Source organism: Okibacterium sp. AC114 (assembly GCF_979253355.1).
On sequence record NZ_CEEDBR010000001.1, the window covers coordinates 1,617,353 to 1,641,025 of the forward strand.

The 23,673-nt window shown below is 66.4% G+C and carries 24 protein-coding genes and 1 pseudogene; 13 read left to right on the forward strand and 12 right to left on the reverse strand.

Features of this window, described 5'->3' with window-relative positions; all coding sequences use genetic code 11:
• Window positions 1-84: 84 nt before the first annotated feature.
• The gene (locus ACZ6IE_RS07675; protein WP_234991096.1) at window positions 85-1,059 is read right to left on the reverse strand and encodes a COX15/CtaA family protein; all 975 of its coding nucleotides are present in this window, start codon (window positions 1,057-1,059) and stop codon (window positions 85-87) included.
• Between the two features lie 473 nt (window positions 1,060-1,532).
• Here ACZ6IE_RS07675 and sufB point away from each other — a divergent pair, with 473 nt between their 5' ends.
• Genes sufB through ACZ6IE_RS07700 form a run of 5 tightly spaced genes read left to right on the forward strand, consistent with a single transcriptional unit; the run spans window position 1,533 to window position 5,594 of the window.
• Window positions 1,533-2,951, forward strand: coding sequence for a Fe-S cluster assembly protein SufB (gene sufB / locus ACZ6IE_RS07680; protein ID WP_464607441.1), 1,419 nt, complete (start codon window positions 1,533-1,535; stop codon window positions 2,949-2,951).
• Complete coding sequence (gene sufD, locus ACZ6IE_RS07685; protein ID WP_464607442.1) at window positions 2,952-4,160, forward strand: Fe-S cluster assembly protein SufD; 1,209 nt, start codon at window positions 2,952-2,954, stop codon at window positions 4,158-4,160.
• A 2-nt stretch (window positions 4,161-4,162) separates the two neighbouring features.
• On the forward strand, window positions 4,163-4,486 hold the full coding sequence (locus tag ACZ6IE_RS07690) for a non-heme iron oxygenase ferredoxin subunit (RefSeq protein WP_077053177.1): 324 nt from the start codon (window positions 4,163-4,165) through the stop codon (window positions 4,484-4,486).
• A gap of 4 nt (window positions 4,487-4,490) precedes the next feature.
• A complete protein-coding gene (sufC, locus tag ACZ6IE_RS07695; RefSeq protein WP_079727607.1) occupies window positions 4,491-5,255 on the forward strand; it encodes a Fe-S cluster assembly ATPase SufC in 765 nt (254 codons plus the stop codon).
• Between the two features lie 9 nt (window positions 5,256-5,264).
• A complete protein-coding gene (locus ACZ6IE_RS07700; protein WP_077053175.1) occupies window positions 5,265-5,594 on the forward strand; it encodes a metal-sulfur cluster assembly factor in 330 nt (109 codons plus the stop codon).
• Between the two features lie 120 nt (window positions 5,595-5,714).
• Here the strand turns inward: ACZ6IE_RS07700 and ACZ6IE_RS07705 are convergent, their stop codons facing one another.
• Complete coding sequence (locus ACZ6IE_RS07705; protein ID WP_464607443.1) at window positions 5,715-6,344, reverse strand: biotin transporter BioY; 630 nt, start codon at window positions 6,342-6,344, stop codon at window positions 5,715-5,717.
• Window positions 6,345-6,476: 132 nt separating this feature from the next.
• Here ACZ6IE_RS07705 and ACZ6IE_RS07710 point away from each other — a divergent pair, with 132 nt between their 5' ends.
• Window positions 6,477-8,075 (forward strand): ABC-F family ATP-binding cassette domain-containing protein, encoded by a 1,599-nt coding sequence (locus ACZ6IE_RS07710; protein ID WP_464608607.1) that lies wholly within the window; start codon window positions 6,477-6,479, stop codon window positions 8,073-8,075.
• A 151-nt stretch (window positions 8,076-8,226) separates the two neighbouring features.
• Here ACZ6IE_RS07710 and ACZ6IE_RS07715 read toward each other — a convergent pair whose 3' ends face one another.
• Genes ACZ6IE_RS07715 through ACZ6IE_RS07725 form a run of 3 tightly spaced genes read right to left on the reverse strand, consistent with a single transcriptional unit; the run spans window position 8,227 to window position 9,832 of the window.
• Window positions 8,227-9,159 carry an SURF1 family cytochrome oxidase biogenesis protein gene (locus ACZ6IE_RS07715; protein WP_464607444.1) on the reverse strand — a complete coding sequence of 311 codons (933 nt, stop codon included), beginning with the start codon at window positions 9,157-9,159 and terminating at the stop codon, window positions 8,227-8,229.
• Entirely contained in the window at window positions 9,156-9,383 is a 228-nt protein-coding gene (locus ACZ6IE_RS07720) for a hypothetical protein (RefSeq protein ID WP_464607445.1), read from the reverse strand. The genes ACZ6IE_RS07715 and ACZ6IE_RS07720 overlap by 4 nt, the downstream gene beginning before the upstream one ends.
• Complete coding sequence (locus ACZ6IE_RS07725; protein ID WP_464608608.1) at window positions 9,380-9,832, reverse strand: DUF3099 domain-containing protein; 453 nt, start codon at window positions 9,830-9,832, stop codon at window positions 9,380-9,382. Before ACZ6IE_RS07725 ends, ACZ6IE_RS07720 begins: the two co-directional genes overlap by 4 nt.
• Before the next feature lie 90 nt (window positions 9,833-9,922).
• Between ACZ6IE_RS07725 and fabG the strand changes: the two genes are divergently transcribed.
• Window positions 9,923-10,633, forward strand: coding sequence for a 3-oxoacyl-ACP reductase FabG (gene fabG / locus ACZ6IE_RS07730; RefSeq protein ID WP_464607446.1), 711 nt, complete (start codon window positions 9,923-9,925; stop codon window positions 10,631-10,633).
• A 117-nt stretch (window positions 10,634-10,750) separates the two neighbouring features.
• On the opposite strand, the gene serB is transcribed toward fabG, so the two are convergent.
• Window positions 10,751-11,431, reverse strand: coding sequence for a phosphoserine phosphatase SerB (gene serB, locus ACZ6IE_RS07735; RefSeq protein ID WP_464607447.1), 681 nt, complete (start codon window positions 11,429-11,431; stop codon window positions 10,751-10,753).
• Window positions 11,428-12,672 carry a glucose-1-phosphate adenylyltransferase gene (locus tag ACZ6IE_RS07740; RefSeq protein WP_077053169.1) on the reverse strand — a complete coding sequence of 415 codons (1,245 nt, stop codon included), beginning with the start codon at window positions 12,670-12,672 and terminating at the stop codon, window positions 11,428-11,430. Before ACZ6IE_RS07740 ends, serB begins: the two co-directional genes overlap by 4 nt.
• A gap of 46 nt (window positions 12,673-12,718) precedes the next feature.
• Between ACZ6IE_RS07740 and glgA the strand changes: the two genes are divergently transcribed.
• From glgA to ACZ6IE_RS07755, 3 genes are all read left to right on the forward strand, one after another.
• On the forward strand, window positions 12,719-13,906 hold the full coding sequence (gene glgA, locus ACZ6IE_RS07745; protein ID WP_464607448.1) for a glycogen synthase: 1,188 nt from the start codon (window positions 12,719-12,721) through the stop codon (window positions 13,904-13,906).
• 65 nt (window positions 13,907-13,971) lie between these two features.
• On the forward strand, window positions 13,972-14,754 hold the full coding sequence (locus tag ACZ6IE_RS07750; protein ID WP_464607449.1) for an ABC transporter ATP-binding protein: 783 nt from the start codon (window positions 13,972-13,974) through the stop codon (window positions 14,752-14,754).
• A 130-nt stretch (window positions 14,755-14,884) separates the two neighbouring features.
• Complete coding sequence (locus tag ACZ6IE_RS07755; RefSeq protein WP_464607450.1) at window positions 14,885-15,133, forward strand: type B 50S ribosomal protein L31; 249 nt, start codon at window positions 14,885-14,887, stop codon at window positions 15,131-15,133.
• A gap of 245 nt (window positions 15,134-15,378) precedes the next feature.
• On the opposite strand, the gene ACZ6IE_RS07760 is transcribed toward ACZ6IE_RS07755, so the two are convergent.
• Together ACZ6IE_RS07760 and treS are read right to left on the reverse strand one after the other, a co-directional pair.
• The gene (locus tag ACZ6IE_RS07760) at window positions 15,379-16,080 is read right to left on the reverse strand and encodes an exonuclease domain-containing protein (protein ID WP_464607451.1); all 702 of its coding nucleotides are present in this window, start codon (window positions 16,078-16,080) and stop codon (window positions 15,379-15,381) included.
• Window positions 16,081-16,207: 127 nt separating this feature from the next.
• A complete protein-coding gene (gene treS / locus ACZ6IE_RS07765) occupies window positions 16,208-17,920 on the reverse strand; it encodes a maltose alpha-D-glucosyltransferase (RefSeq protein WP_464607452.1) in 1,713 nt (570 codons plus the stop codon).
• Between the two features lie 197 nt (window positions 17,921-18,117).
• On the opposite strand from treS, the gene ACZ6IE_RS07770 reads away from it, so the two are divergent.
• A complete protein-coding gene (locus ACZ6IE_RS07770) occupies window positions 18,118-19,011 on the forward strand; it encodes an alpha/beta fold hydrolase (protein ID WP_464607453.1) in 894 nt (297 codons plus the stop codon).
• Window positions 19,012-19,025: 14 nt separating this feature from the next.
• On the opposite strand, the gene ACZ6IE_RS07775 is transcribed toward ACZ6IE_RS07770, so the two are convergent.
• Window positions 19,026-19,622, reverse strand: a complete 597-nt coding sequence (locus ACZ6IE_RS07775) for a histidine phosphatase family protein (protein ID WP_464607454.1) — start codon at window positions 19,620-19,622, stop codon at window positions 19,026-19,028.
• A gap of 2 nt (window positions 19,623-19,624) precedes the next feature.
• Entirely contained in the window at window positions 19,625-20,473 is an 849-nt protein-coding gene (locus ACZ6IE_RS07780; RefSeq protein ID WP_464607455.1) for a Sir2 family NAD-dependent protein deacetylase, read from the reverse strand.
• 110 nt (window positions 20,474-20,583) lie between these two features.
• On the opposite strand from ACZ6IE_RS07780, the gene ACZ6IE_RS07785 reads away from it, so the two are divergent.
• Window positions 20,584-21,393, forward strand: coding sequence for a TrmH family RNA methyltransferase (locus tag ACZ6IE_RS07785; protein WP_464607456.1), 810 nt, complete (start codon window positions 20,584-20,586; stop codon window positions 21,391-21,393).
• On the forward strand, window positions 21,390-22,589 hold the full coding sequence (locus ACZ6IE_RS07790; protein ID WP_464607457.1) for a D-alanyl-D-alanine carboxypeptidase family protein: 1,200 nt from the start codon (window positions 21,390-21,392) through the stop codon (window positions 22,587-22,589). The genes ACZ6IE_RS07785 and ACZ6IE_RS07790 overlap by 4 nt, the downstream gene beginning before the upstream one ends.
• Window positions 22,590-22,799: 210 nt before the next feature.
• On the opposite strand, the pseudogene ACZ6IE_RS07795 reads toward ACZ6IE_RS07790, so the two are convergent.
• Window positions 22,800-23,561: pseudogene (locus ACZ6IE_RS07795) on the reverse strand (SGNH/GDSL hydrolase family protein); the annotation flags it as partial.
• Between the last annotated feature and the right edge of the window lie 112 nt (window positions 23,562-23,673).

Below are 23,673 nucleotides of genomic sequence, written 5' to 3' on the forward strand. Positions count from 1 at the left end.
CGCACTACGACCCGAGCCAGGTTGAGGGCCAAAGGGCCTACGACCCGGCACGTGACCCGGTCAGCGCGTCAGCGCGTCAGCGCGTCAGCGGCGCGAGGATGTCGGGGCTGCGGCATCCAGATCGGCCACATCGTCGCCGGGGGAGAGGGCGATGGCCGGGGACTTGAGGTTGAGCACGACCGCGGTCATGGCCGAGGCCAGCAGGCACGCGAGAACCATGTGGATGCCCACGAGAATGGCGGGCAGCCCCAGGCGCGCCTGAGTGAGCCCCACGATGATCTGCACGACCTCGACGGCGAGCAGCAAGGCGGTCCAGCGGCGCAGCCCCACGTAGGGCGAGGCGAAGGCACCGATCACGAGCACGAGCGTGAGCGCCAGTGTCGCGTAGGCGGGCCAGCTGTGCACGTGTTGCAGGAACTCGGAGTCGAGCCCGTTGCGGGGCGCGTCGGCGTCACCGGCGTGCGGCCCCGAACCGGTCGTCAGGATGCCGACGACAATGGTGACGGCGACGACGGCGCTCGTGACATGAGCCGTGATCGCATACCAGCGCGGCACGTCGAGGATGCGATGACCGGTCGGCGTGTAGATGCGATAGACCAGAGCGGTCGACAGAGCGACGAGCACGACCGACACGACGAAGTGGAAGCCCACGACATACGGGTTGAGCTTCGTGAGCACGCTGATGCCGCCGATGATGGCCTGCGCGGGGATGCCGAGGCCGATGAGCAGGGTCAACACGAACAGGTCGCGGCGCTCGGCCCGGAACCGGATGACGGCGAGGAAGGCCGCGATGGCGACGATGACGAGCACGAACGTGAGCAGCCGATTGCCGAATTCGATGACGCCGTGGATGCCCATCTCGGGCGTGTTCACGAGCGAACCGGTCGTGCACTTGGGCCAGGTGGGGCAGCCGAGGCCGGATGCGGTGAGACGCACGAGCCCGCCGGTGCCCACGATGACCGTCTGGACGACGAGCGTGGTCCAGCCGAGGACGCGCACTCGACGGTCGTCGACACCGTTCGGCAGCCAGTTCCAGAATCGGCGTGTCAGCGCTCTCAGGTTCTCCACGATCGACGCAGTCCGTTCTCTCAGATATTTCGTCACAACAAGCTGGGAGAGTGGGGCCTTTTACCCGTCTCTCCCTGTAGAATTGGCCCAGGTTCCACGTCGGAAGCACTGCAGAGGCAGGCCGAACGTTTGAACATCAAAGCTCGAGTCCACTCACAATTGTAAGTTCGCATCTGGCGGCCGCCGACACGTTCGCGGCCCGAGATCGCAACTTGCACCGATGTGCTCGACCATCGACACGTTCCGACGAGCGGCTCGTCACTGAGGCAGCCCAGCTGAAACCAGCAACTCGAAGAACCCCGTAAGTCGGCCACCGAAGGCCATTGCACGCTCCTCCGTCGCTTGCGGCGCGTCGAGCGGTCAGCCCCCGAGACATCGGTGACCTGATCATGCGGTGACAATTCGGCCCGGCGGGAATGCCGTGAACAGAGATCCTGTTTCTAGCGGTAGGAAAAGAGGTATTTATGTCTGATGTCTTGATCGACCGCCCCGAGCTCGAGTCTCTGGGTCAGTACGAGTTCGGCTGGTCCGACTCCGATGCGGCCGGCGCTTCCGCCCGTCGTGGAATCTCCCCCGAGATCGTCGCCGACATCTCGCGCTTGAAGAACGAGCCCGAGTGGATGCTCCAGCGACGCCTCAAGGCGCTTCAGCTGTTCGAGCGCAAACCGATGCCCACGTGGGGTGCCGATCTCTCGGACATCGACTTCGACAACATCAAATACTTCGTCCGTTCCACGGAGAAGCAGGCCCAGACCTGGGAAGACCTGCCCGAAGACATCCGCAACACCTACGAGAAGCTCGGCATCCCCGAGGCCGAGCGTCAGCGCCTGGTCGGTGGCGTCGCGGCTCAGTACGAGTCCGAGGTCGTCTACCACCAGATCCGCGAAGACCTCGAGCAGCAGGGTGTCATCTTCAAAGACACCGACACCGCGTTGCGCGAGCACCCCGAGATCTTCGAAGAGTACTTCGGCACCGTCATCCCCTCGGGTGACAACAAGTTCGCGGCGCTCAACACGTCCGTCTGGTCGGGTGGCTCGTTCGTCTACGTGCCGCCGGGCGTGCACGTCGACATCCCCCTGCAGGCCTACTTCCGCATCAATACCGAGAACATGGGCCAGTTCGAGCGCACGCTGATCATCGCCGACGAGGGCAGCTACGTGCACTACATCGAGGGCTGCACTGCTCCCATCTACAAGTCCGACTCGCTGCACTCGGCCGTGGTCGAGATCATCGTGAAGAAGAACGCCCGCGTTCGCTACACGACGATCCAGAACTGGTCGAACAACGTCTACAACCTGGTCACCAAGCGCGCCACGGCCGCCGAGGGCGCAACCATGGAGTGGATCGACGGCAACATCGGTTCCAAGGTCACCATGAAGTACCCGTCCATCTACCTCATGGGCGAGCACGCGAAGGGCGAGACGCTCTCCGTGGCCTTCGCGGGCCCCGGCCAGCACCAGGACGCGGGCGCCAAGATGATCCACATGGCTCCCTACACGCAGTCGTCGATCGTCTCGAAGTCGATCGCCCGTGGCGGCGGTCGTGCCGGCTACCGCGGCGAAGTCCGTGTCGACGCCGCGGCGCACCACTCGGCCAACACCGTGCGTTGCGACGCCCTCCTCGTCGACACCATCTCGCGCAGCGACACCTATCCCGCGATCGACATCCGCGTCGACGACGTGCAGCTCGGGCACGAGGCCACGGTCTCGAAGGTCAGCGAAGAGCAGCTCTTCTACCTGATGTCGCGCGGCATGCCCGAAGACGAGGCCATGGCCATGATCGTGCGCGGGTTCATCGAGCCCATCGCCCGCGAACTGCCGATGGAGTACGCGCTCGAACTCAACAAGCTCATTGAAATGGGCATGGAAGGATCCGTCGGTTAAATGTCGACCCAAGCACCAGAAGCAACAACGACTCGTCTCGACGAGTCGGGTCAGCACGGATTCAAGGCGCACTCTGACGGCGGCTACGTTCCCGTGCAGACCCGCTCGGCGCGATTCGCCTCGACGAACGTCCTCGACTTCCCGACGGTCACCGGCCGCGAAGCCGTGTGGAAGCTCACGCCCGTAGCCACCGTCGCATCCCTCATCGACGGTGAGCTGGATGGCTCGGGCTACGAGTTCCAGGCCGAGCCGGGCGCCGGCATCGACATCACCTGGGTCGAGCGCACCGATGCCCGCATCGGCACGGCCGGCATCCCGGAAGAGCGGGCCTCGGCCAACGCGTGGAGCTCGTTCGAGAAGGCGCTCGCGATCACCGTCTCGGGCGAAGAAGCAGCCTCGGTCACCGTCGCGCGCTCCGCACTCGGAACGGCACCGCGCGCCGCGCACACGATCATCGAGGCCAAGCCGTTCAGCCAGGGTCTCGTCATCCTGCAGAACGACGGCGACGCCCAGCTCACCGAGAACGTCGAGATCGTCGTGGGCGACAACGCCTCGCTGACCGTCGTCACCGTGCAACAGTGGAACGACGACGCCCTGCACCTGGCTTCGCACTTCGCCAAGATCGGCCGCGACGCCAAGCTCAAGCACGTCGTCGTGACGCTCGGCGGCAAGGTCGTGCGCGTCAACCCGACGACCCACCTCGCCTCGCAGGGTGCCGACGTCGAAGCCCTCGGCCTCTACTTCTCCGACGCCGGGCAGCACCTCGAGCAGCAGGTGTACGTCAACCACGATGCGCCCAACACGCGCAGCCGCGTCAACTACAAGGGCGCCCTGCAAGGCACCGGCGCCCGCTCGGTCTGGATCGGCGACGTGCTCATCCAGCAGAGCGCGCCCGGAACCGACAGCTACGAGCAGAACCGCAACCTCGTGCTCACCAACGGAACGCGCGCCGACTCGGTGCCGAACCTCGAGATCGAGACGGGCGACATCCAGGGTGCCGGCCACGCCAGCGCGACCGGTCGCTTCGACGACGAGCAGCTCTTCTACCTGCAGGCCCGCGGCATCCCCGAGGCCCAGGCGCGCCGACTCGTCGTGCGCGGCTTCCTGACCGAGATCGTGCAGAAGATCGGCGTCGCCGAGCTCGAAGAGCGGCTGCAGGCGGCGATCGAAGACGAGCTGGCGAAAACCGCCATCACCGGGGGCGAATAAACATGGCCCCCCGCGTCTGTTCCGTCTCGGAGCTCTCGCCCAACCAGGCCAAGCGCGTGGTGGTCGAGGGACATCCCATCGCCCTCGTTCAAGACTCGGCCGGCGACATTTTTGCCATCGGCGACACGTGCACACACGGCGACATCTCGCTCTCCGAAGGTTTCGTCGAGAACGACACGCTCGAATGCTGGGCGCACGGTTCGCAGTTCTCGCTCACCACGGGCAAGCCGCTCACGCTGCCCGCCTATGAACCCGTCCCGGTCTACAACGTAGACGTGGTCGACGGCGACATCTTCATCGACCCGACCGTAACGAAAGAGATTTAGATCCATGTCTGTACTCGAGATCCGCGACCTGCATGTCAGCGTCGAAACCGAACAGGGCACCAAGCCCATCCTCAAGGGCGTCGACCTGACGATCCGCACGGGTGAGACGCACGCCATCATGGGCCCCAACGGCTCGGGCAAGTCCACGCTGGCCTACACGATCGCCGGCCACCCCAAGTACACGGTCGACTCCGGCAGCATCACGCTCGACGGTGAAGACGTCCTCGCCATGAGCGTCGACGAGCGCGCCCGCGCGGGCCTCTTCCTCGCCATGCAGTACCCGGTCGAGATCCCCGGTGTGACGGTCACGAACTTCCTGCGCACGGCCAAGACGGCCATCGACGGTGAGGCTCCCTCCATCCGCCACTGGATCAAGGACGTCAAGAAGTCGATGACCGACCTGCGCATGGATGCCGCGTTCGCCGAGCGCAACGTCAACGAAGGCTTCTCGGGCGGCGAGAAGAAGCGCCACGAGATCCTGCAGCTCGAGCTGCTCAAGCCGAACTTCGCCGTGCTCGACGAGACCGACTCCGGTCTCGACGTCGACGCGCTCAAGATCGTCTCCGAGGGCGTCAACCGCGCCAAGGAGAACACCGGCCTCGGCGTTCTGCTCATCACGCACTACACGCGCATCCTGCGGTACATCAAGCCCGACTTCGTGCACGTGTTCGTCGCCGGAAAGGTCGCCGAAGAGGGTGGCCCCGAGCTCGCCGACCGTTTGGAAGAAGAAGGCTACGACCGCTTCCTCACGGCCGAAGCGACTGCTTAGGATAACGACATGGTTACCACACTGGCACCGCAGAAGTTCGACGAAGTCGAAGAGGCCCTGAAGGACGTCATGGACCCCGAGCTCGGCGTGAACGTCGTCGACCTCGGCCTCATCTACGACCTCGGTTGGGATGACGAGAACGACGCCCTCATCATTCACATGACGCTGACCTCGGCCGGCTGCCCGCTGACCGACGTGCTCGAAGAGCAGACCGCTCAGGCGCTGGATGGCGTCGTGGACGCGTTCCGCATCAACTGGGTGTGGATGCCGCCGTGGGGCCCCGAGCGCATCACCGACGATGGTCGGGACATGATGCGCGCGCTGGGCTTCTCGATCTAGGCACGGCTCAGGCTCAGGCTCAGGCTCAGGCTCAGGCTCAGGCCAAGCAATACACGAAAAGGCGCGCTCCCCACGGGGAGCGCGCCTTTTGAGTTGCTGCGAGTCGTCGCTCGCGAGCCTCTACTTCGAAGCGTCGTCCTTGCGGGCGTCGATCGCGCGGACGCCCTTCCAGGCGAGAGGCAACACGCCAGCGGCGATGGCTGCCTTCACGATGCCGCCGATGATGAAGGGCTGCACGCCGAGCGCCAGGACGTTGCCCAGCGAGTTGTCGATGCCGAGGTTGCCGAGCACGATGGCCATGTAGGGCACACCGAACAGGAACGGGACGATGCTGGCGAGAATGAAGCCGAGGAAGGCGAGCCAGAACTTCTTGTCCCAGTTGCGTTCGGCCAGCCATCCGACCAGACCGGCCGTGAAGACCATGCCGATGATGAAACCGAAGCTCGGCTTGAGCACGCTGAGCGGGCCACCCGTGAACTCGGCGAAGATCGGGAGACCGGCGACACCCAGCACGAGGTAGAGCGCGAGCGACGCGAAGCCGCGGCGGGCACCGAGCGACGCGCCGACGAGGATGACCGCGAGGGTCTGGCCGGTGATCGGAACGGGCCAGAGCGGGATGCTCACCTGGGCGAGGCCCGCGACGACAGCGGTGCCGGCGACCACGAGGGCCGCATCGGTGGCGAGGCTGCGATTCTGCACGAGCGCGTCGGCGAGCGTGGGGCGTGCCCGGTCGAATGTCACACTGGTCATGGGTCTCCTTGATGAAGATCGGTGGGGGATCTGGCCGGACGATTATCGAACCGTCGGCCCAGGATTTATACTAGAGGGCTGACCCCCCTGAACGACGTTGTATGAACGTCACCAAAGAATAGGACTTTGCCTGTGCTGAGTGTGCACGACCTCGAGATTCGTGTCGGCGCACGCGTCCTCATGGAAGACGTCAACTTCCGCGTTTCCGCCGGCGAGAAGATCGGGCTCGTCGGTCGCAACGGCGCCGGCAAGACCACGCTCACCAAGACCCTCGCGGGCGAGCTGCCGCCGACGGCCGGCAAGATCGAATACACGGGCGAGATCGGCTACCTGCCGCAGGACCCGCGCTCGGGCAACCCCGACGACCTCGCACGCACGCGCATCCTCGACGCCCGGGGCCTCGGCCAGGCCGTCTTGCAGATGAGCAAGGCGATGGAGGAGATGGCGTCGCCCGACGCCGCCATCAGCGACGCGGCCATGAAGCGTTACGGTGCCATCGAAGACCGCTTCCTCGCCCTCGGGGGCTACGCCGCCGAAGCCGAGGCCGCCTCGATCGCGTCCAACCTCAGCTTGCCCGACCGCATCCTCGACCAGCCGCTCCGGACGCTCTCCGGTGGTCAGCGCCGGCGCATCGAACTCGCGCGCATCCTTTTCTCGGGCGCCGAGACGATGCTGCTCGACGAGCCCACCAACCACCTCGACGCCGATTCCGTCGTGTGGCTGCGCGAATTCATCAAGAACTACCAGGGTGGCGTGGTCATGATCAGCCACGATGTGGAGCTCGTGGGCGAGACCGTGAACCGCGTGTTCTACCTCGACGCCAACCGCATGGTGATCGACGTCTACAACATGAACTGGAAGAACTACCAGCGGCAGCGCGCCGCCGACGAGGAGCGCCGCAAGAAGGAGCGCGTCAACGTCGAGAAGAAGGCGACAGCGCTGCAGATGCAGGCCGCGAAGTTCGGGGCCAAAGCATCCAAGGCCGCTTCGGCACACCAGATGGTCGCGCGGGCCGAACGCATGCTGTCGGGGCTCGACGAGGTGCGCGCGGTCGACCGCGTGGCCAAACTGCGCTTCCCCGCACCCGCACCGTGTGGTCGTACGCCCCTCATGGCGAGCGACCTGTCGAAGAGCTACGGCTCGCTCGAGATCTTCACGGCCGTCGACCTCGCGATCGACCGCGGTTCGAAGGTCGTCATCCTGGGCTTCAACGGTGCCGGCAAGACGACTCTCCTGCGCATGCTCGCGGGCGTCGACAAGCCCGACACGGGCCAGATCGAGCCCGGGCACGGCCTGCGCATCGGCTATTACGCCCAGGAACACGAGACCATCGACGTGAAGCGTTCGGTGCTCGAGAACATGGTGTCGTCGTCGCCGCACATCACCGAGACCGAGGCGCGCAAGGTGCTGGGCTCGTTCCTCTTCACGGGTGACGACGCACACAAACCCGCGGGCGTGCTGTCCGGTGGAGAGAAGACGCGTCTGGCCCTGGCCATGCTCGTCGTTTCGGCCGCCAACGTGCTGCTGCTCGACGAGCCGACGAACAACCTCGACCCGGCGAGCCGCGAGGAGATCCTCGACGCCCTGGCGCACTACGAGGGCGCCGTCGTCCTCGTGAGCCACGACGAGGGTGCCGTCGAGGCGCTCAACCCGGAGCGCGTGCTGATCTTGCCCGATGGCGTCGAAGACCACTGGAACAAGGATTACGCCGACCTGATCTCGTTGGCGTAGGTTCGGCCGGTATCAGAACCGGCACGGACTCCCGGGTTGGCTGCAGCGTGCAGTCAGCCCCTTCGTCGTTGATGATCAGGATGAGCGGCCTCGACGAAGGTCACTCGCACATCGCAGTCTGCGGCTTGCAGCGGGCGCGCAAGGCGCGAGGTCAGCGACCGGAGCCGAGGATGGCGTCTTCGACCTCGTTGTCCGATTCGGCCTGGGCAATGGCCTTCTTGCGGGCACGCTCGTCGGCGCGGATGCGTTCCTCCGGGTCGTCGGCGTTGAGGTTGCGGTACTCCTGCCGCACGGCCCAGCCGAAGCCGATGAAGCCGAGGATGGCGAAGACGAACCACTGGAACGAGTAGGACAGGTGCGGGCCCTCGTCGGGCGTCGGACGCGTGACGCCGACGGGGGCGGCCTCGGCGGGGGCCGGTGATTCGCTCGCCAGCAGACCGTAGGCACCCGTGTAGGTGGGCTCGTCGAGCGTCTTCTGCAGGTCATCCAATTGGATGGTGGCGATCTGACCCTCAGGGGCGCCGCGACCCGGCAGCGTGGGCTCGCCGGCCTTGAGCCGTGCCGACACCGTCACCTCGCCCGCCGGGGGAGCCGGGATGTTGTCGGGGGAGTCCTGGCCGCTGCCCGTGGGAAGCCAGCCGCGGTCGACGATGAAGATGTCGCCGTTCGCCAGCTCGAGGGGCGTGATGACCTCGAAGCCGGGGTTGCCGTTGAGCGGACGGTTGCGCACGAGCACCTGCTCGTCGGCGAGGTAGGTTCCGGTGACGCTCACGGGCAACCACTTGTCGTCCTCGTCGAAGGCACCGAGGGTGGGCAGGGCCTCGTCGATGGGGACCGGTGTGTGGTCGAAGTTGGCGGCGACGCGGTCGATCTCGACGCGGGCTTCGGCACGTCGGGCCAGCTGCCAAGCGCCGAGCGCGCAGCAGACGAGAGCGAACACGATGACGAGGGCGAGATATCCGGCCCAACGCTTCGAGAAGGCGAACGACCAGCCGGGACCGGCGGGAACGGGGCCGCGGGCGGAGGCTGAGGGTGCGGGTGTGGCGGGGGCCGAGCGGGTGGACCGCTGATCGGGGGACGTCATTCTGCGGTCCTCTCGAAGGCCACGACCTGGACGGGGAAGTCGCGCGCGGCCAGGAAATCGCGCAGGTAATCGACGTGCTCGTGGCACGCCAGCCAGACCTTCACGCGATCGGGGGTGTGGATCTTGGGGTTGCGCCATTCGACTCGAGCGGAGGCGGCAGCGCGGCATCCTGCTCGGGAACACTGCGCGATGTCTGGATCGTTCCCGAGGTCGAACAGGCTCATGAAGCGGGCCGTTCGGTCCAGGGCGCGGGGCGGTCGTGATCGGAGCCGTCGCGACCAGCGCCGTCATCAGTCGGCGTTCGCGACTCGCTGGCACTGTTCCAGGAAGCGTGCTGTGCGTCATCCGCGCTATCGCTTCCGTCGTCTGAGGCACGCTCGCGCTCACCGCGAGGCTCGTCGGCGAAACGGGCCGGGCGGCCGACGGGCACGATGGCGCCCGGGCGCTCGACATCGGGCTGCGGGGGAGTGTTGCCCACATTGGCCAACACCACCGCGATGTAAGGAAGGATGATGGCGCCGGCGGCGATGATCCACATGGCCCAGCCGCGCACGAAAACAAGGAGCACGACACAAACGACGCGGATGCTCATAGCAACCGTGTACTTGATCATCCTGCTGCGTCGGTCGTCTTCGGGCGACGGCGGCAGGGACGTGATGGCCTGCGTTTTCATATGGGTCAAGCCTACGTCTTCCCCTCGCCTAAGCTGGTACGGATTGTCCGCGGAGAGGCGGACCTGAAGGCAATACGGAGGAATGGTCTGATGGCAACGGCACGTACGGTACTCATCTCAGGCGGCAACCGCGGAATCGGCTATGCCATCGCGGAAGAGTTCATCGCCCAGGGGCACCGCGTGGCCGTGACGGCCCGTTCGGGCGAGGGCCCCGCCGGCAGCATGACCGTTCGCGCCGACGTGACCGATCAGGCATCCGTCGACGCCGCCTTCGCCGAGGTCGAGGCCGAACTCGGCGCGGTCGAAGTCGTCGTGGCCAACGCCGGCATCACCAAAGACACCCTGCTCATGCGCATGACCGGCGAGGACTTCGACGCTGTCGTCGACACCAACCTGGGCGGCTCGTTCCGCCTCGTGAAGCGCGCGTCGAAGGGCATGTTGAAGGCGAAATACGGCCGCATCGTGCTGATCTCGAGCGTCGTCGGCCTCTACGGTTCGGCCGGCCAGGTCAACTACGCGGCCTCGAAGAGCGGACTCGTCGGCATGGCGCGCTCCATCACGCGTGAGCTGGGCGGGCGCGGCATCACCGCAAACGTCGTCGCCCCCGGATTCATCGAGACCGACATGACGGCCGAGCTGCCCGAGGCCACTCAGGCCGACTACAAGAAGAGCATCCCCGCCGGTCGGTTCGCCACGGCCAACGAGGTTGCTAAGGTCGTCGCCTGGATCGCCAGCGACGACGCCGCATACATCTCCGGCGCCGTAATCCCCGTCGACGGTGGCCTGGGAATGGGCCACTAGACCCGAAGGACCTTCCTGGTCTGCCGACGACAGCTGAGCCCGCGGAGAGTCGGCTCTGTTCTGCCCAGCGGGCGCCTCAGCTGACGGCACCACCGTTCGGCGCCAGCGCGAACAGGTCTACAGAGAACCGCGCGGGATGCCGAGGAGCGGCAGCAGGGCGCGGAGGTCGACCTCGTGCGCCACGACGTCTGCGCGTTCTCGGACGACGGGTTTCGCGTTGAAAGCGACCCCGATGCCGGCGACGGCCATCATCTCGAGGTCGTTGGCCCCGTCGCCCGCGGCCAAGGTGCGGTGAAGCGGGATGTCAGCTGCCGTCGCCCAGGCCGTGAGCGACTCGGCCTTCGTCGTAGCCGTGACGATGGGACCGTCGACCTCGCCCGTGAGGCGACCGTCGGCCACCGACAGACGGTTGGCCAGACAGAAGTCGAGCCCGAGGCTTGCGGCCGTCGCATCCAACAGCTCGTGGAATCCGCCCGAGACGACGCCGATCAGGCCGCCCGCCGCGTGAACGGCGTCGACCAACTCTCGCGCACCGGATGTCGGTGTGATCTGTTCGCGGGCCCGGTCGAGCGCCGAGCTGTCGAGTCCCCGCAGCGTCGAGACCCGCGCGCGCAGGCTGGCCGCGAAGTCGAGTTCGCCGCGCATCGCCTGCGTCGTGATGCGTTCGACCTCTTCGAGCGACCCGGCTTCGGCCGCCAGCAGCTCGATGGCCTCGTTCTGTAGCAGCGTCGAGTCGGCATCGAGCACGACGAGGAAGCGGCCGCGCGGGGGAGCGGTCGCGGCATCCGAATGCGTCATGGCTCGACGCACACACCCTTGCCGACCACGGTCAGACCCGAGTCGGTGACGGTGAAACCACGCGCACGGTCACGGTCGTGGTCCACGCCGATCTGCGCGCCGGGCCGCACGAGCACGTTCTTGTCGAGGATGGCACGCTGCACGACGGCATCCGGGCCGATCTGCACGCGGTCGAACACGACCGAGTCGACGACGCGCGCACCCGATTCGAGCTGCGCCCACGGACCCAAGACGCTGCGCTCGATGTGCGCGCCCGAGATGAGCGAACCCAGCGATACGATCGAGTCGATCACGGTGCCGAGGTTGCCTTTGGCGTCGCGCACGAACTTGGCGGGCGGCGAGTTGAGCTGCTGCGAGAAGATGGGCCACTCACGGTTGTAGAGGTTGAAGATCGGCAGCGTCGAGATGAGGTCCTGGTGGGCTTCGAAGAACGAGTCGATCGTTCCCACGTCACGCCAGTAGTACCGGTCGCGATCGGTCGAGCCGGGAACGTCGTTGCGACGCAGGTCGTAGACACCGGCATCCCCGCGGTTCACGAAATCGGGGATGATGTCGCCACCCATGTCGTGGTTCGAGTCGGTGCGTTCGCCATCTCGTGTGACCGCGTCGATCAGGGCGTCGGCGTTGAAGACGTAGTTGCCCATCGACGCGAGCACCTCGTGCGGCGCATCGGGCAGGCCGGGGGCGTCGATAGGCTTCTCGAGGAAGCGCTCGACGCGCGTGGGGTCGTTCTGGTCGACGTCGATGACGCCGAACTGGTCGCTCAGCTCGATGGGCTGGCGGATGGCCGCGACCGTCGCCCCGAGACCCGACGCGATGTGCGCCTCGATCATCTGGGTGAAGTCCATGCGGTAGACGTGGTCGGCACCGACGACGACGACGATGTCGGGCTTCTCATCACGCAAGAGGTTGAGCGACTGCAGGATCGCGTCGGCCGAACCGGAGAACCATCGCTTGCCGAGCCGCTGCTGGGCGGGCACAGAGGCCACGTAGGAGTTGAGCAGCCCCGACAGGCGCCAGGTCTGAGACACGTGACGGTCGAGCGAGTGCGACTTGTACTGCGTGAGCACGACGATCTGCGTGAGACCCGAGTTGATCAGGTTGCTGAGCGCGAAGTCGATCAACCGGTATTGCCCACCGAACGGAACCGCCGGTTTTGCCCGGTCGGCCGTGAGGGGCATAAGACGCTTGCCTTCGCCACCGGCCAAGACGATGCCAAAGATCTTCTTCGATGCAACCATTCCCCCACACTAGAGCCAACCTCAGGGGTGTACTAGCGTTCTCGACATGCGAGTCGATGTGTTGACGAAGGAATATCCCCCCGAGATCTATGGCGGTGCCGGTGTGCACGTGGCGGAGCTGGTGTCCGCTCTCCGCCGGTCCATCGATGTGGAAGTCCGCTGCTTCGGCGCGCCGCGGTCCGAGGAACACACGACCGCTTATGCCCTGCCCGAGGGCCTCACCGGGGCGAACGGTGCCATCGGCACGCTCGGCACCGACCTCGAGATGGTGGCGGATGCCGCGGGCGCCGACGTCGTGCACTCGCACACCTGGTATGCAAACGCCGCTGGTCACATTGCAAAACTGCTGCACGGCATCCCGCACGTCGTGACCGCGCACTCACTCGAACCCCTGCGTCCGTGGAAGGCCGAGCAGCTCGGCGGCGGCTACCGCGTGTCGAGCTGGATCGAGAAGACAGCGTTCGAGGCGGCCGACCGAGTCGTTGCCGTATCGAACGGTATGCGCGCGGACATCCTGCGCAGCTATCCCTCGATCGACCCCAAGAAGGTCGTCACGATCTACAACGGAATCGACATCGACGCCTGGGCGCCCGTGCACGACGACGAGTTGGTGCGATCTTTAGGGGTTGACCCTCAGAAACCGTCCGTGGTATTCGTGGGCCGCATCACACGGCAAAAGGGCCTGCCCTACCTTCTCAAGGCGCTGCGATTCTTGCCCGCCGACGTGCAGGTCGTTCTGTGCGCCGGCGCTCCCGACACCCCGGAGATCCTCGCCGAGGTGCAAGAGGGCGTGCGTCAGCTTCAACAGGAGCGCGAGGGCGTCATCTGGATCGACCGGATGCTGGCGCGCCGCGAGCTCTCGAGCATCCTCACCGCGGCCACCACGTTCGTGTGCCCCTCGGTCTATGAACCCCTCGGAATCGTCAACCTCGAGGCCATGGCGTGTGGCGCGGCCGTCGTCGGAACGGGCACGGGCGGCATTCCCGAGGTCGTCGTCGACGGCGTGACCGGGCGCATCGTGCCCATCGAGCAGGCGACCGACGGCACGGGCACCCCCACCGATCCCGAGAAATTCGTGCGCGACCTCGCGGATGCCCTGATCGAGGTCGTGAACGATCCGGAACGGGCCCGCGAGATGGGGCGCGCCGGCCGCGAGCGTGCCGAAACCGAGTTCAGCTGGCAACGCATAGCCGATCAGACCGAGGCGCTGTACCGCTCGATCGCCACGGACTGAAATTGGGCAGGCCCGGAGTGCGCAAACGGCACTCCGGGCGCGCCACCGGCCGATAGGCTTGACCCATGGCGAGCGTTGTTCAATTCACCGATGTATCCGTAAACCGTGGCGGAAGCCCCATCCTCGATTCCATCACCTGGTCGGTGGAGGAGAACGAGCGTTGGGTGATCCTCGGACCGAACGGCGCCGGCAAAACCACCCTGTTGCAGCTGGCCTCGAGCTTCATCCACCCGTCGCGCGGTCAGGTAGACCTGCTGGGCTCACGCCTCGGGGGCATCGACGTTTTCGAGCTGCGGCCTCGCATCGGTTTCGCATCCACGGCCATGGCGCGCCGCGTGCCGAACGATGAGACGGTCCTCAACGTCGTCATGACCGCCGCCTACTCGGTGACCGGTCGGTGGACGGAAGACTACGAGCAGATCGACGAACGACGCGCCCACCGTGTGCTGTCCGAGTGGCGCCTCGAAGGTCTGGCCGACCGCACCTTCGGCACGCTGAGCGACGGCGAGCAAAAACGCGTCCTCATCGCCCGCGCCGTGATGACCGACCCCGAGCTGCTGTTGCTCGACGAGCCGGCCGCCAGCCTCGACCTCGGTTCTCGCGAGGAGCTCGTCGCGCTGCTGGGCGGCTATGCCCGTTCCGAAGAGGCTCCCGCCATCGTCATGGTCACCCACCACGTCGAAGAGATTCCCATCGGCTTCACGCACGCGTTGCTGGTCGGCAACGGCGGCATCGTCGCCCAGGGCACGCTCGCCGAGACATTGACGTCCGAGAACCTCACGAACGCCTTCGGTCTGCCGATCGTGCTCGAGGAGCACAACGGCCGCTTCAACGCCCGCGCCGAGTAGCATCCACCGAGCGCGACACGCCTCGCGGCAACGCTCACGCAGACGTCCAACCATCTGATAAAGTAGGTAGCTGGCGTTTGCGCCAGATTCTTTTAGTGCCACCACACAGACAACGATCGCAAGGAACCCCATGAAGACTGACACCCACCCCACGTACGCACCGGTCGTTTTCCGCGACCTCGCTTCGGGTGCGACCTTCCTCACCCGTTCCACCGTCTCGTCGAACAAGATCATCGAGCTCGACGGCGTCGAGTACCCCGTCATCGACGTCGAGATCTCGTCCGAGTCGCACCCGTTCTACACGGGCAAGCAGCGCATCATGGACTCGGCCGGCCGCGTCGAGAAGTTCAACCAGCGCTTCAAGGGCTTCGGCAAATAAGCCGTCCCCTCTGATTCGGGTTTCGCTCCAGCGCAGCTCGACAGAGAATCGCTCGAAAGGGCCGTGCAACCGTCAGGTTGTGCGGCCCTTCGTCGTACCCCGGACGGTCGAGGGGTGAGGCACCAAACCGCGCCCGCCGCGCGAAAAAGGGCTGAACGACGTGAGAATCGTTCAGCCCTTGTCGGCGCCCGCCCACGAAAGGCGAGGTGACGTGTCCGCGACGCTGCGTTCGCGACTACGCGTTGTTATCGAATCGGCCAGGCGCCGCTCGTGGTGAAGGCGGGGTCGCGCGTGCGACGCATGTAGTCCTGGAAGCTCGCGGCCTGGTCTTCGCACCAGCCGACCTGCAACTTATGCAACTCGATGGCCTCGAAGAGGAGCTTCTCGCCGTGAGCGCGGGCGAGAGCCTGGGCAACACGACCAGCCGCGATGGCGTCGGCACCGGCGTCGTGCGCGTCTGTCAGTTCGACGCCGTAGTAGGCGGCCGCAGCCTCGAGCGTGCGCTTGCCCTTGCGGTAGCGGTCGACGGCCTTGTCGATGACGAGCGGGTCGATGACGGGGGCCGGCTCTTTCAGCGGCTCGAGCCCGTAACGCTCGGCTTCGTGGTGCAGCAGGCTCAGATCGTAGGGCGCGTTGTAGATGACGATGGGGATGCCGGCGGCAATCAGCGCCTTGAGCTCGGCAAGAATCTCGGCGACCACGATGGCCGCGTCGCGACCCTCGGCCCGCGCCCGTTCGGTGCTGATGCCGTGGACGGCAGACGCCTGCGCGGGGATCTCGATGCCCGGATCGGCCAGCCAATCAGTGCGGCGCACGACCTCGCCATTGGCGTCGATCAGGCCGACGTGCGCGCTGACGATGCGCGACGTGCGCACATCGATGCCCGTGGTCTCGAGGTCGAAGACGCCGAGACGGTGGGCCCAGGGATGTATCTCTTCTGCATTCACGTTTTCACCTTACGTTCGACCACCGACAGCGGTGAGGAGCCCTCGCCGCAGACATCCGATACGCAGACATCCGATCCGCAGACATCCGAGACCGCGTCGCTGCGAGACCCCGCCGCCTTGAGACTACTCAGACGTAGGTCGTGTAGCCGACGTGCAGCCAGTAGAAGCTCTGCGTGCCGATGGTCAGCGTGAGCTGGCCGTTCTCGTCGACGCTCGGGAACTCGTTGCCACCGAAGAGGTCGTAGAGGCGTGCATTCTGCAGATCGCTCGCATCGATCTTCACCGAAACGGGGTGGTGCGAGAAGCTGAAGACGCACAGCACGTCTTCGGGCTGGTCGCCGAAGTGTGTGCCAGAACCCTCATAGCTGCGCACGAAGGCGAGCACCGACTCGTGGTCGGTCTTCAGCACCTTGATCTTGCCGAGCGCGAAGGCCGGGTGACCCTTGCGGATGTGGATGACGTTGCGGATCCAGTGCAGCAGGGACCGCGACTGCGCCAGCTGCGACTCGACGTTGACGAGCGCGTAGTTGTAGACGAGCGACTGAACGACGGGCAGGAAGAGCTTGCCCGGGTCGGCGGCCGAGAACCCGGCGTTGCGGTCGGGCGTCCACTGCATGGGCGTGCGCGAGGAGTCGCGGTCGGGCAACCAGATGTTGTCGCCCATGCCGATCTCGTCGCCGTAATAGAGGAAAGGCGCACCGGGGAGCGAGAACAGGAGCGCGTGCGCGAGTTCGAGTTCGGCCCGCGAGTTGTCGACCAGGGGAGCGAGGCGCCGACGGATGCCGACGTTGGCTCGCATACGCGGGTCGTAGGCGTACCAGCCATACATGGCCTGCCGGTAGTCCTCTGACACCATCTCGAGCGTCAACTCGTCGTGGTTGCGCAGGAACACACCCCAGCCCGCCCACGACGGCACATCGGTGGTCTCGCCCAGCACGCGCACGAGCTCTTCGGCCTGCTGCGACCGCAGCGAGTAGAAGATGCGCGGCATGACCGGGAAGTCGAAGGCCATGTGGCATTCGGGCTCTTCGTCGGTGCCGAAGAAGGCGGCCACCTCGCGCGGCCACTGGTTGGCCTCGGCGATCATGATGCGGCCCGGGTATTCGAGGTCGACCATGGCGCGCAGCTTCTTGATGAACTCGTGCGTCTCGGGCTCGCCCTCGCCGTTGCCCTCGTCGGACTCGTAGAGGTAGGGGATGGCGTCGAGCCGGAACCCGTCGACGCCCAGGTCGAGCCAGAACCGCACGGCGTCGAACATGGCGTCGTGCACCGCGGGGTTGCGGAAGTTCAGGTCGGGCTGGTGCGAGAAGAAGCGGTGGAAGTAGAACTGCCGGCGCTCGGGGTCGAAGGCCCAATTCGAGTCTTCGGTGTCGGTGAAGATGATGCGGATGTCTTCCCACTTCTCATCCGTGTCGCTCCACACATAGAAGTCGCCGTAGGGCCCGTCGGGGTCTGACCGCGACTGCTGGAACCAGTCGTGCTGGTCGGACGTGTGATTCATGGGCATATCGATGATGATGCGCATGTTGCGCTCGTGCGCCTTGGTGACGAGGTCGCGGAACTCGTCGAGCGTGCCGAACTCGGGCAGGATCGAGTAGTAGTCGGCCACGTCGTAGCCACCGTCGCGCAGGGGAGACGTGAAGAAGGGCGGCAGCCACAGCGCGTCGATGCCGAGCCATTGCAGATAGTCGAGCTTCGACGACAGCCCGCCGAGGTCGCCCGAGCCGTCGCCGTTCGAGTCGACGAACGACCGCACCATGACCTCGTAGAACACCGCCCGGCGATACCAGAGCGGGTCTCGTTGCAGGCCGGGCAGCTGAATGGGCGCGGTGAAGGTCACGAGGATCCAATCGGAGAGAAGCTGGATGCGTTGGCGGGGCGGGTCACCCCGGTGGTTCGGGTCTGTCCGAGTCTATGTCCAGAGGCGCCGTGGTCGCGGGCAGTGGGGGCGCGTTTCGGACCCGGTTTCGGCCGGTGGGGCGCGCCGCCCGAGCGTGCGCCGACGCATCCTCGGAAAGGCGTCGTAAACTGGCGCGGATGTCTGCCACCTCGCCCTATGCCGAACAGCTCGGCCGTTTCACCGTCGTCTCGTCCGAGATCACGGTGAACGGCGCCCCGACACGCTATTGGGAGTATGTCGACGAGTGGGATGGCGAGAGCGGCACGATCATCCTCGTGCACGGTTTTCGCGGCGATCACCACGGGCTCGAACCCGTCGTCGCCCAGCTGGCGGGCTACAGGATCATCAGCCCCGATCTTCCCGGCTTCGGCGAGTCGGGCCCGTTCCCGGTCGGCGAGCACACCATCGAGGCCTATGCGTCGTGGCTGCAATCGTTCGTGGCGCGGCTCGAGTTCGCCGAGCGTCCCGTGATCCTGGGGCACTCGTTCGGCTCGATCGTCGTCAGCGCGGCCATGGCGTCGGGCATGTCGGCATCACGCGTCATCCTCGTCAACCCGATCGCCGCGCCAGCACTCCAAGGACCTCGTGGCGTGCTGACGCGCCTGGCTGTCTTCTATTACTGGGCGGCGTCGGCCTTGCCCGCCAAGGCCGGGTTCGCGCTGCTGCGCAATCCGCTGATCGTCAGGATCATGAGCCTGGCCATGGTCAAGACGAAGAACCCCACCCTGCGCGCGTTCGTGCACAGCCAGCACGACCTCTACTTCAGCGTGTTCTCCGACCGCGACACGCTCATGCAGGCGTTCCAGGCATCGGTCAGCCATGACGTGAGCGAGTATGCGGCGCGCATCACCGAGCCCACACTGCTGATCGCGGCCGAGAAGGATGACATCACCTCGGTTTCGGCGCAGCGCGAGCTCGTGAAGCTGTTCGCAGATGCCCGACTCGAGATCATCCCGGAAGTCGGCCACCTCATCCACTATGAGACGCCGCGCGAGGCTGCCGAGTTCATCCGGGACTTCCTCGGGCGCTGAGGCGCCGTCGTTACTCAGGCGTCTTGCGGGACCAGGTCTTCGTCGACCGCCGTGCCGTTGAACGCGACGATCTCGAGCGCCCCGTCGACCAGGCTGAAGTCGTGGAACGATCCGTTGGCGATCAGCTGACCGGCCGCCGGCAGCTCGCCGCCCGACAGGTGCTTCACGAGCGACCCGATGACGCCGCCGTGCGTGACGACGAGCACCGATTCACCCTCGTGGCGCGCCGTGAAGGCGCTCAGGTCGGGCAGCACCCGGTCGATGATCATGGCATCCGTCTCGAGGCCCGGCACCTCGGCACCCGCGGCGAAGGCCTCACGCCGCTCTTCGCTCGTCATGCCCTCCATGGCTCCGTGGTGGCGCTCGACGAGCCCCGGCAACGGGTGCGGGTCGAGCAGGCCGAGGCGCGCCGAGATGATCGAGGCGGTCTCGTAGGCGCGCGACAGGGGGCTGGCGGCGATGGCATCCCAGTGACGCTCGGCCAGCAGGTCGCCCGCCTGGCGGGCCTGTCGGCGGCCCGTGTCATTGAGGGGGATGTCGGTCTGCCCCTGGATGCGGCGTTGCAGGTTCCAGTCGGTCTGTCCGTGGCGAACGAGGGTCAGTGAAGTCACCGCTACAGCCTAGCGGCGAGCACCTGAAGGGTTTCGGTGGCGCCGGCATCGACCTTGACGGCGGCGCGCTGGTCGCCCTTCGTGACGCCGCGGTTGATGATGACGATGGGCAGTTTGCGGCGGCGAGCCTGCTCGAGCAACCGGATGCCCGAGTTGACGACGAGCGACGAGCCCGCGATGACGAGCGCGTCCGAACCGAGCACCAGATCGCGCGCCTCGGCGTATTTCTCGGTGGGGATGAATTCGCCGAAGAAGACGACATCGGGTTTCAAGCGGCCGCCGCAGACGGTGCAGGCCGGCACGACGAAGTCTTCGATGTGGGTGACCTCGGCGTCGCCGTCGGGGTTGAGCGACACGGACTCGGGTTTTTGCAGCCACGGGTTGAGCTCGTCGATGCGGTGCGCGATGTCGGGCCGGGCGAAGCTCTGGCCGCAGTCGAGGCAGATGACGCGGTCCATCGAGCCGTGTAGGTCGACGACGCGGCGCGATCCGACGCGCAGATGCAGGCCGTCGACGTTCTGCGTGATGACGCCCGAAACCAGGCCGCGCGCTTCGAGCTCGGCGAGCGTGCGGTGGCCGTCGTTCGGGCGGGCGGCGTCGAACATGGCCCAGCCGAGGTGGCTACCCGCCCAATAGCGTTTGCGCGACAGGTCATCCGACAGGAATTGCTGCACGGTCATGGGGGTGCGTTTCGGGGCACCCGCGCCGCGGTAGTCGGGGATGCCCGAGTCGGTGCTCACGCCGGCCCCGGTCAGCACGGCGAAGCGTCGGCCACGTAGGATCTCGGTGGCCTCGTCGACGCGCTCGGCCGTCGACCGCTCGCCATCGCCCGCCTGGGTCAGCACGGTCATGAAGCCTCCTCACGCTCGCCCCTGACATGATGGAGTCAGCGACGGGGTTTCGTCCTCCACAATACCGCCGGATCCGCCCGGCCCCTCACCCGACAAGTAAGGTAGCGCGCGTGCGTCTGATCCCCATCGAGAGCCTCGACACCGAGGGTCTCGCCGACTACTCCCGCCTCACCGATGTGGCGCTCCGCCGCGTGTCAGAACCCGAGGGCGGGCTTTACATCGCCGAGTCGACCAAGGTCATCACGCGCGCCCTCGCCGCCGGCCACCGACCGCGCTCGGTGCTGCTGCAAGAGCAGTGGGTGAAAGATGTCGCGCCGCTGCTCGACGCCTTCCCCGATGTGCCCGTCTACGTGGGGGATGCCGCGACGCTCGAGTCGCTCACCGGTTATCACCTGCACCGCGGCGCCCTGGCCGCCATGCACCGCCCCGAGATGCCGGACATGCGCTCACTCATCCGCGGGGCCCGTCGCATCGTGCTGCTCGAGGACATCGTCGACCACACCAACGTGGGCGCCATCTTCCGTTCGGTCGCGGGCCTCGGCGCCGACGCCGTGCTCGTCAGCCCGCGCTGCGCCGACCCGCTCTACCGCCGCAGCGTGCGCGTGAGCATGGGCACCGTCTTGCAGGTGCCGTGGACGCGCATGCCCGAATGGCCTGAGGCACAGGCCATCCTGCACGAGGAGGGCTTTCACATCGCCGCCCTCGCGCTCGACGACAAGGCCGTCACATTGGATGCCTTCAGCCACACGCCGCCCGAACGCGTCGCGCTCGCGCTCGGTGCCGAGGGTGACGGGCTCAGCCACGCTGCGCTCGAAGCCGCCGACACCACCGTCATGATACCTATGCTGCACGGCGTCGACTCGCTCAACGTGGCCTCGGCCAGCGCCGTCGCCCTCTGGTCGCTGCGGGTCGGCGCATGAACGCCCGGGGCCGCATCACCATCCTGGCCATCGTGCTGCTGATCGCGCAGGTGTTCCTCGCCGGGGGGAGCGTGCTCGCGAAACCGTTGCCCGCGACATCCGCCCAGCTCACCGCGACACCCGAGCTCACGCAGGCCGCCCAGCCGCTCACGTGGCCGACGTTCGGGCGCGGGGCCGTGGGAGCCGTCGGATATGACGGCGTGCTGGCCGAGCACGGAGATCAGGGACGCGTGCCGATCGCGAGCGTCACAAAGACGGTGACCGCGCTGGTCGTGCTCGACAAGATGCCCATCGCCGACGGCGAGCAGGGGCCCTCGATCACGCTGACCGACGCCGACGTCGAGATCTACAACCAGGTCATCGCGCAGAACGGGTCGAGCGCGCGCGTCGTCGTCGGGGCCACGCTCACCCAGCGCCAGATGCTCGAGGCGCTCATGCTGCCGAGCGCCAACAACTACAGCATCATGCTGGCCGACTGGGCATACGGCTCGCTCGACGCCTTCCTCGTGGCCGCCAACAACTGGCTCACGGCGAAGGGGCTCACCGACACCTATCTGGCCGATTCGAGTGGCCTGTCGCCGAACAGCGTGTCCTCGCCCGCGAACCTCGTCGAGATCGGCAAGCTCGTGCTCGCCAACCCGGTACTCGCGTCCGTCGTGAAAGAGAAGGATGCCGTGCTGCCGAGCATCGGCCAGGTGTCGAACACGAACAAACTGCTCGGATTGAACGGCGTGATCGGGTTGAAGACCGGCACGACACCCGAGGCAGGGGCGTGCCTGCTCTTCGCGGCCGAAATGACCGTCGGCGACAGCACCGTCACGGTCGTCGGCGTGATCCTCGGAGCTCCGAACCACAAGGTGCTGAACGATTCCATCCTCACGCTGCTCGGCACCGTGAACTCGGCGTTCCACTCCGTGACACTCGCCACGCCGGGGCAGGAGTACGGAAGCTATGCGACGCCGTGGGGTGACGAGACATCCATCGTGTCGGATGCTCAGGCCACCGCGATCGTGTGGCAGGACACCCCCATCACCATCACCACCACGGCACGTCGCCTGACGTCTGCCGACGCGGGCGACAACGTGGGCACGCTGACCATCACGGTGGGGGAGCAGAAGACCGACTACCCTCTCACCACGAAGACGGCGCTCGACGAGCCCGACACGGCCTGGCGTCTGGCGCACCCGCAGCCCTGAGCGACGGGTACCGAGCGATCAGTCGAGGCGCGTGACCTCTTCGACGGGCACGTCGGCGGCCTTCTCGATGGTCTGCTGGGCGTCGGCGAGGGCGTGCTCGTCGCCATCGAGGGCGTTCGTCGAACGCTCTGAATCGGCGGCCTCTGCGCGTGTCGCGGCCTGCACCTCTTCGTCGATCTCCATCTCGGCGTCGAGTCGGCTGTACTTCTCGGCGAGCGGACGCTTGGCCGAAACATAATCACCCGAGGACTGGTGACGGATGCGGCGGATCACCCACGGCACGAAGTACTCGCGCGCCCAGGCCAGGTCTTCGGCGCGCGCGTGCCGCCAGCTCGCGGCGGGCAGCGGCTCGGGCTTCAACGGCTCGAGGTCGTTGTCGACCGCCAGAGCCTCGAGAACGAGGCGGGCGACCGTGTGGTGGCCGAGCGGGTTCATGTGCAGCCGGTCGACCGACCAGAAGCGGGAGTCTTGCAGGTCGGTCGCCGCCCACTGGTCGACCACGACGAGGTCGTAGCGTTTGGCGATGGCGCGGAGGTTCTCGTTGTAGATGGCGACCTTGCCGCGGATGCCCCGGAACACGGGAGCGAAACCCACGTCGACACCGGTGAAGATCACGATGGTCGCGCCGTCCCGCTGCAGCCGTTGGATGACGGTCTCGAACTTGGCCGAGATGGCATCGGGATCGCTGCCCGGGCGGATGACGTCGTTGCCACCGGCCGAGATGGTGATGAGGTCGGGGCGCAATTCGAGGGCGGGCTCGATCTGGTCGTCCATGATCTGCTGGATGAGCTTGCCGCGCACGGCGAGGTTGGCGTAGGCGAAGTCGTCGGTGCCGCGGCTCAGCACCTCGGCAACTCGGTCGGCCCACCCGCGGTTGCCGCCCGGAACCGACGGCTCGGGGTCGCCGAGCCCCTCGGTGAACGAATCGCCGATCGCCACATAGCGCGACCACGGATGCTTCTGAACCGCCAAAATCTTCCTCCTCAGACCGTCCCACCACCGGCGTGCCGGGAGGCAGACGGTCTTCTGTGTCCGAGGGGTGTGAAACGAAACCCCTCTGCGAGCGTACTCTTCCCCCGCAATG

Excerpts from the sequence above, each read along its gene's own strand:
- sufB (WP_464607441.1), top strand. The coding sequence starts at position 1,533 with ATGTCTGATGTCTTGATCGACCGCCCCGAGCTCGAGTCTCTGGGTCAG.
- sufD (WP_464607442.1), top strand. The coding sequence starts at position 2,952 with ATGTCGACCCAAGCACCAGAAGCAACAACGACTCGTCTCGACGAGTCG.
- ACZ6IE_RS07690 (WP_077053177.1), top strand. The coding sequence starts at position 4,163 with ATGGCCCCCCGCGTCTGTTCCGTCTCGGAGCTCTCGCCCAACCAGGCC.
- sufC (WP_079727607.1), top strand. The coding sequence starts at position 4,491 with ATGTCTGTACTCGAGATCCGCGACCTGCATGTCAGCGTCGAAACCGAA.
- ACZ6IE_RS07700 (WP_077053175.1), top strand. The coding sequence starts at position 5,265 with ATGGTTACCACACTGGCACCGCAGAAGTTCGACGAAGTCGAAGAGGCC.
- ACZ6IE_RS07705 (WP_464607443.1), bottom strand. The coding sequence starts at position 6,344 with ATGACCAGTGTGACATTCGACCGGGCACGCCCCACGCTCGCCGACGCG.
- ACZ6IE_RS07715 (WP_464607444.1), bottom strand. The coding sequence starts at position 9,159 with ATGACGTCCCCCGATCAGCGGTCCACCCGCTCGGCCCCCGCCACACCC.
- ACZ6IE_RS07720 (WP_464607445.1), bottom strand. The coding sequence starts at position 9,383 with ATGAGCCTGTTCGACCTCGGGAACGATCCAGACATCGCGCAGTGTTCC.
- ACZ6IE_RS07725 (WP_464608608.1), bottom strand. The coding sequence starts at position 9,832 with ATGAAAACGCAGGCCATCACGTCCCTGCCGCCGTCGCCCGAAGACGAC.
- fabG (WP_464607446.1), top strand. The coding sequence starts at position 9,923 with ATGGCAACGGCACGTACGGTACTCATCTCAGGCGGCAACCGCGGAATC.
- serB (WP_464607447.1), bottom strand. The coding sequence starts at position 11,431 with ATGACGCATTCGGATGCCGCGACCGCTCCCCCGCGCGGCCGCTTCCTC.
- ACZ6IE_RS07740 (WP_077053169.1), bottom strand. The coding sequence starts at position 12,672 with ATGGTTGCATCGAAGAAGATCTTTGGCATCGTCTTGGCCGGTGGCGAA.
- glgA (WP_464607448.1), top strand. The coding sequence starts at position 12,719 with ATGCGAGTCGATGTGTTGACGAAGGAATATCCCCCCGAGATCTATGGC.
- ACZ6IE_RS07750 (WP_464607449.1), top strand. The coding sequence starts at position 13,972 with ATGGCGAGCGTTGTTCAATTCACCGATGTATCCGTAAACCGTGGCGGA.
- ACZ6IE_RS07755 (WP_464607450.1), top strand. The coding sequence starts at position 14,885 with ATGAAGACTGACACCCACCCCACGTACGCACCGGTCGTTTTCCGCGAC.
- ACZ6IE_RS07770 (WP_464607453.1), top strand. The coding sequence starts at position 18,118 with ATGTCTGCCACCTCGCCCTATGCCGAACAGCTCGGCCGTTTCACCGTC.
- ACZ6IE_RS07780 (WP_464607455.1), bottom strand. The coding sequence starts at position 20,473 with ATGACCGTGCTGACCCAGGCGGGCGATGGCGAGCGGTCGACGGCCGAG.
- ACZ6IE_RS07790 (WP_464607457.1), top strand. The coding sequence starts at position 21,390 with ATGAACGCCCGGGGCCGCATCACCATCCTGGCCATCGTGCTGCTGATC.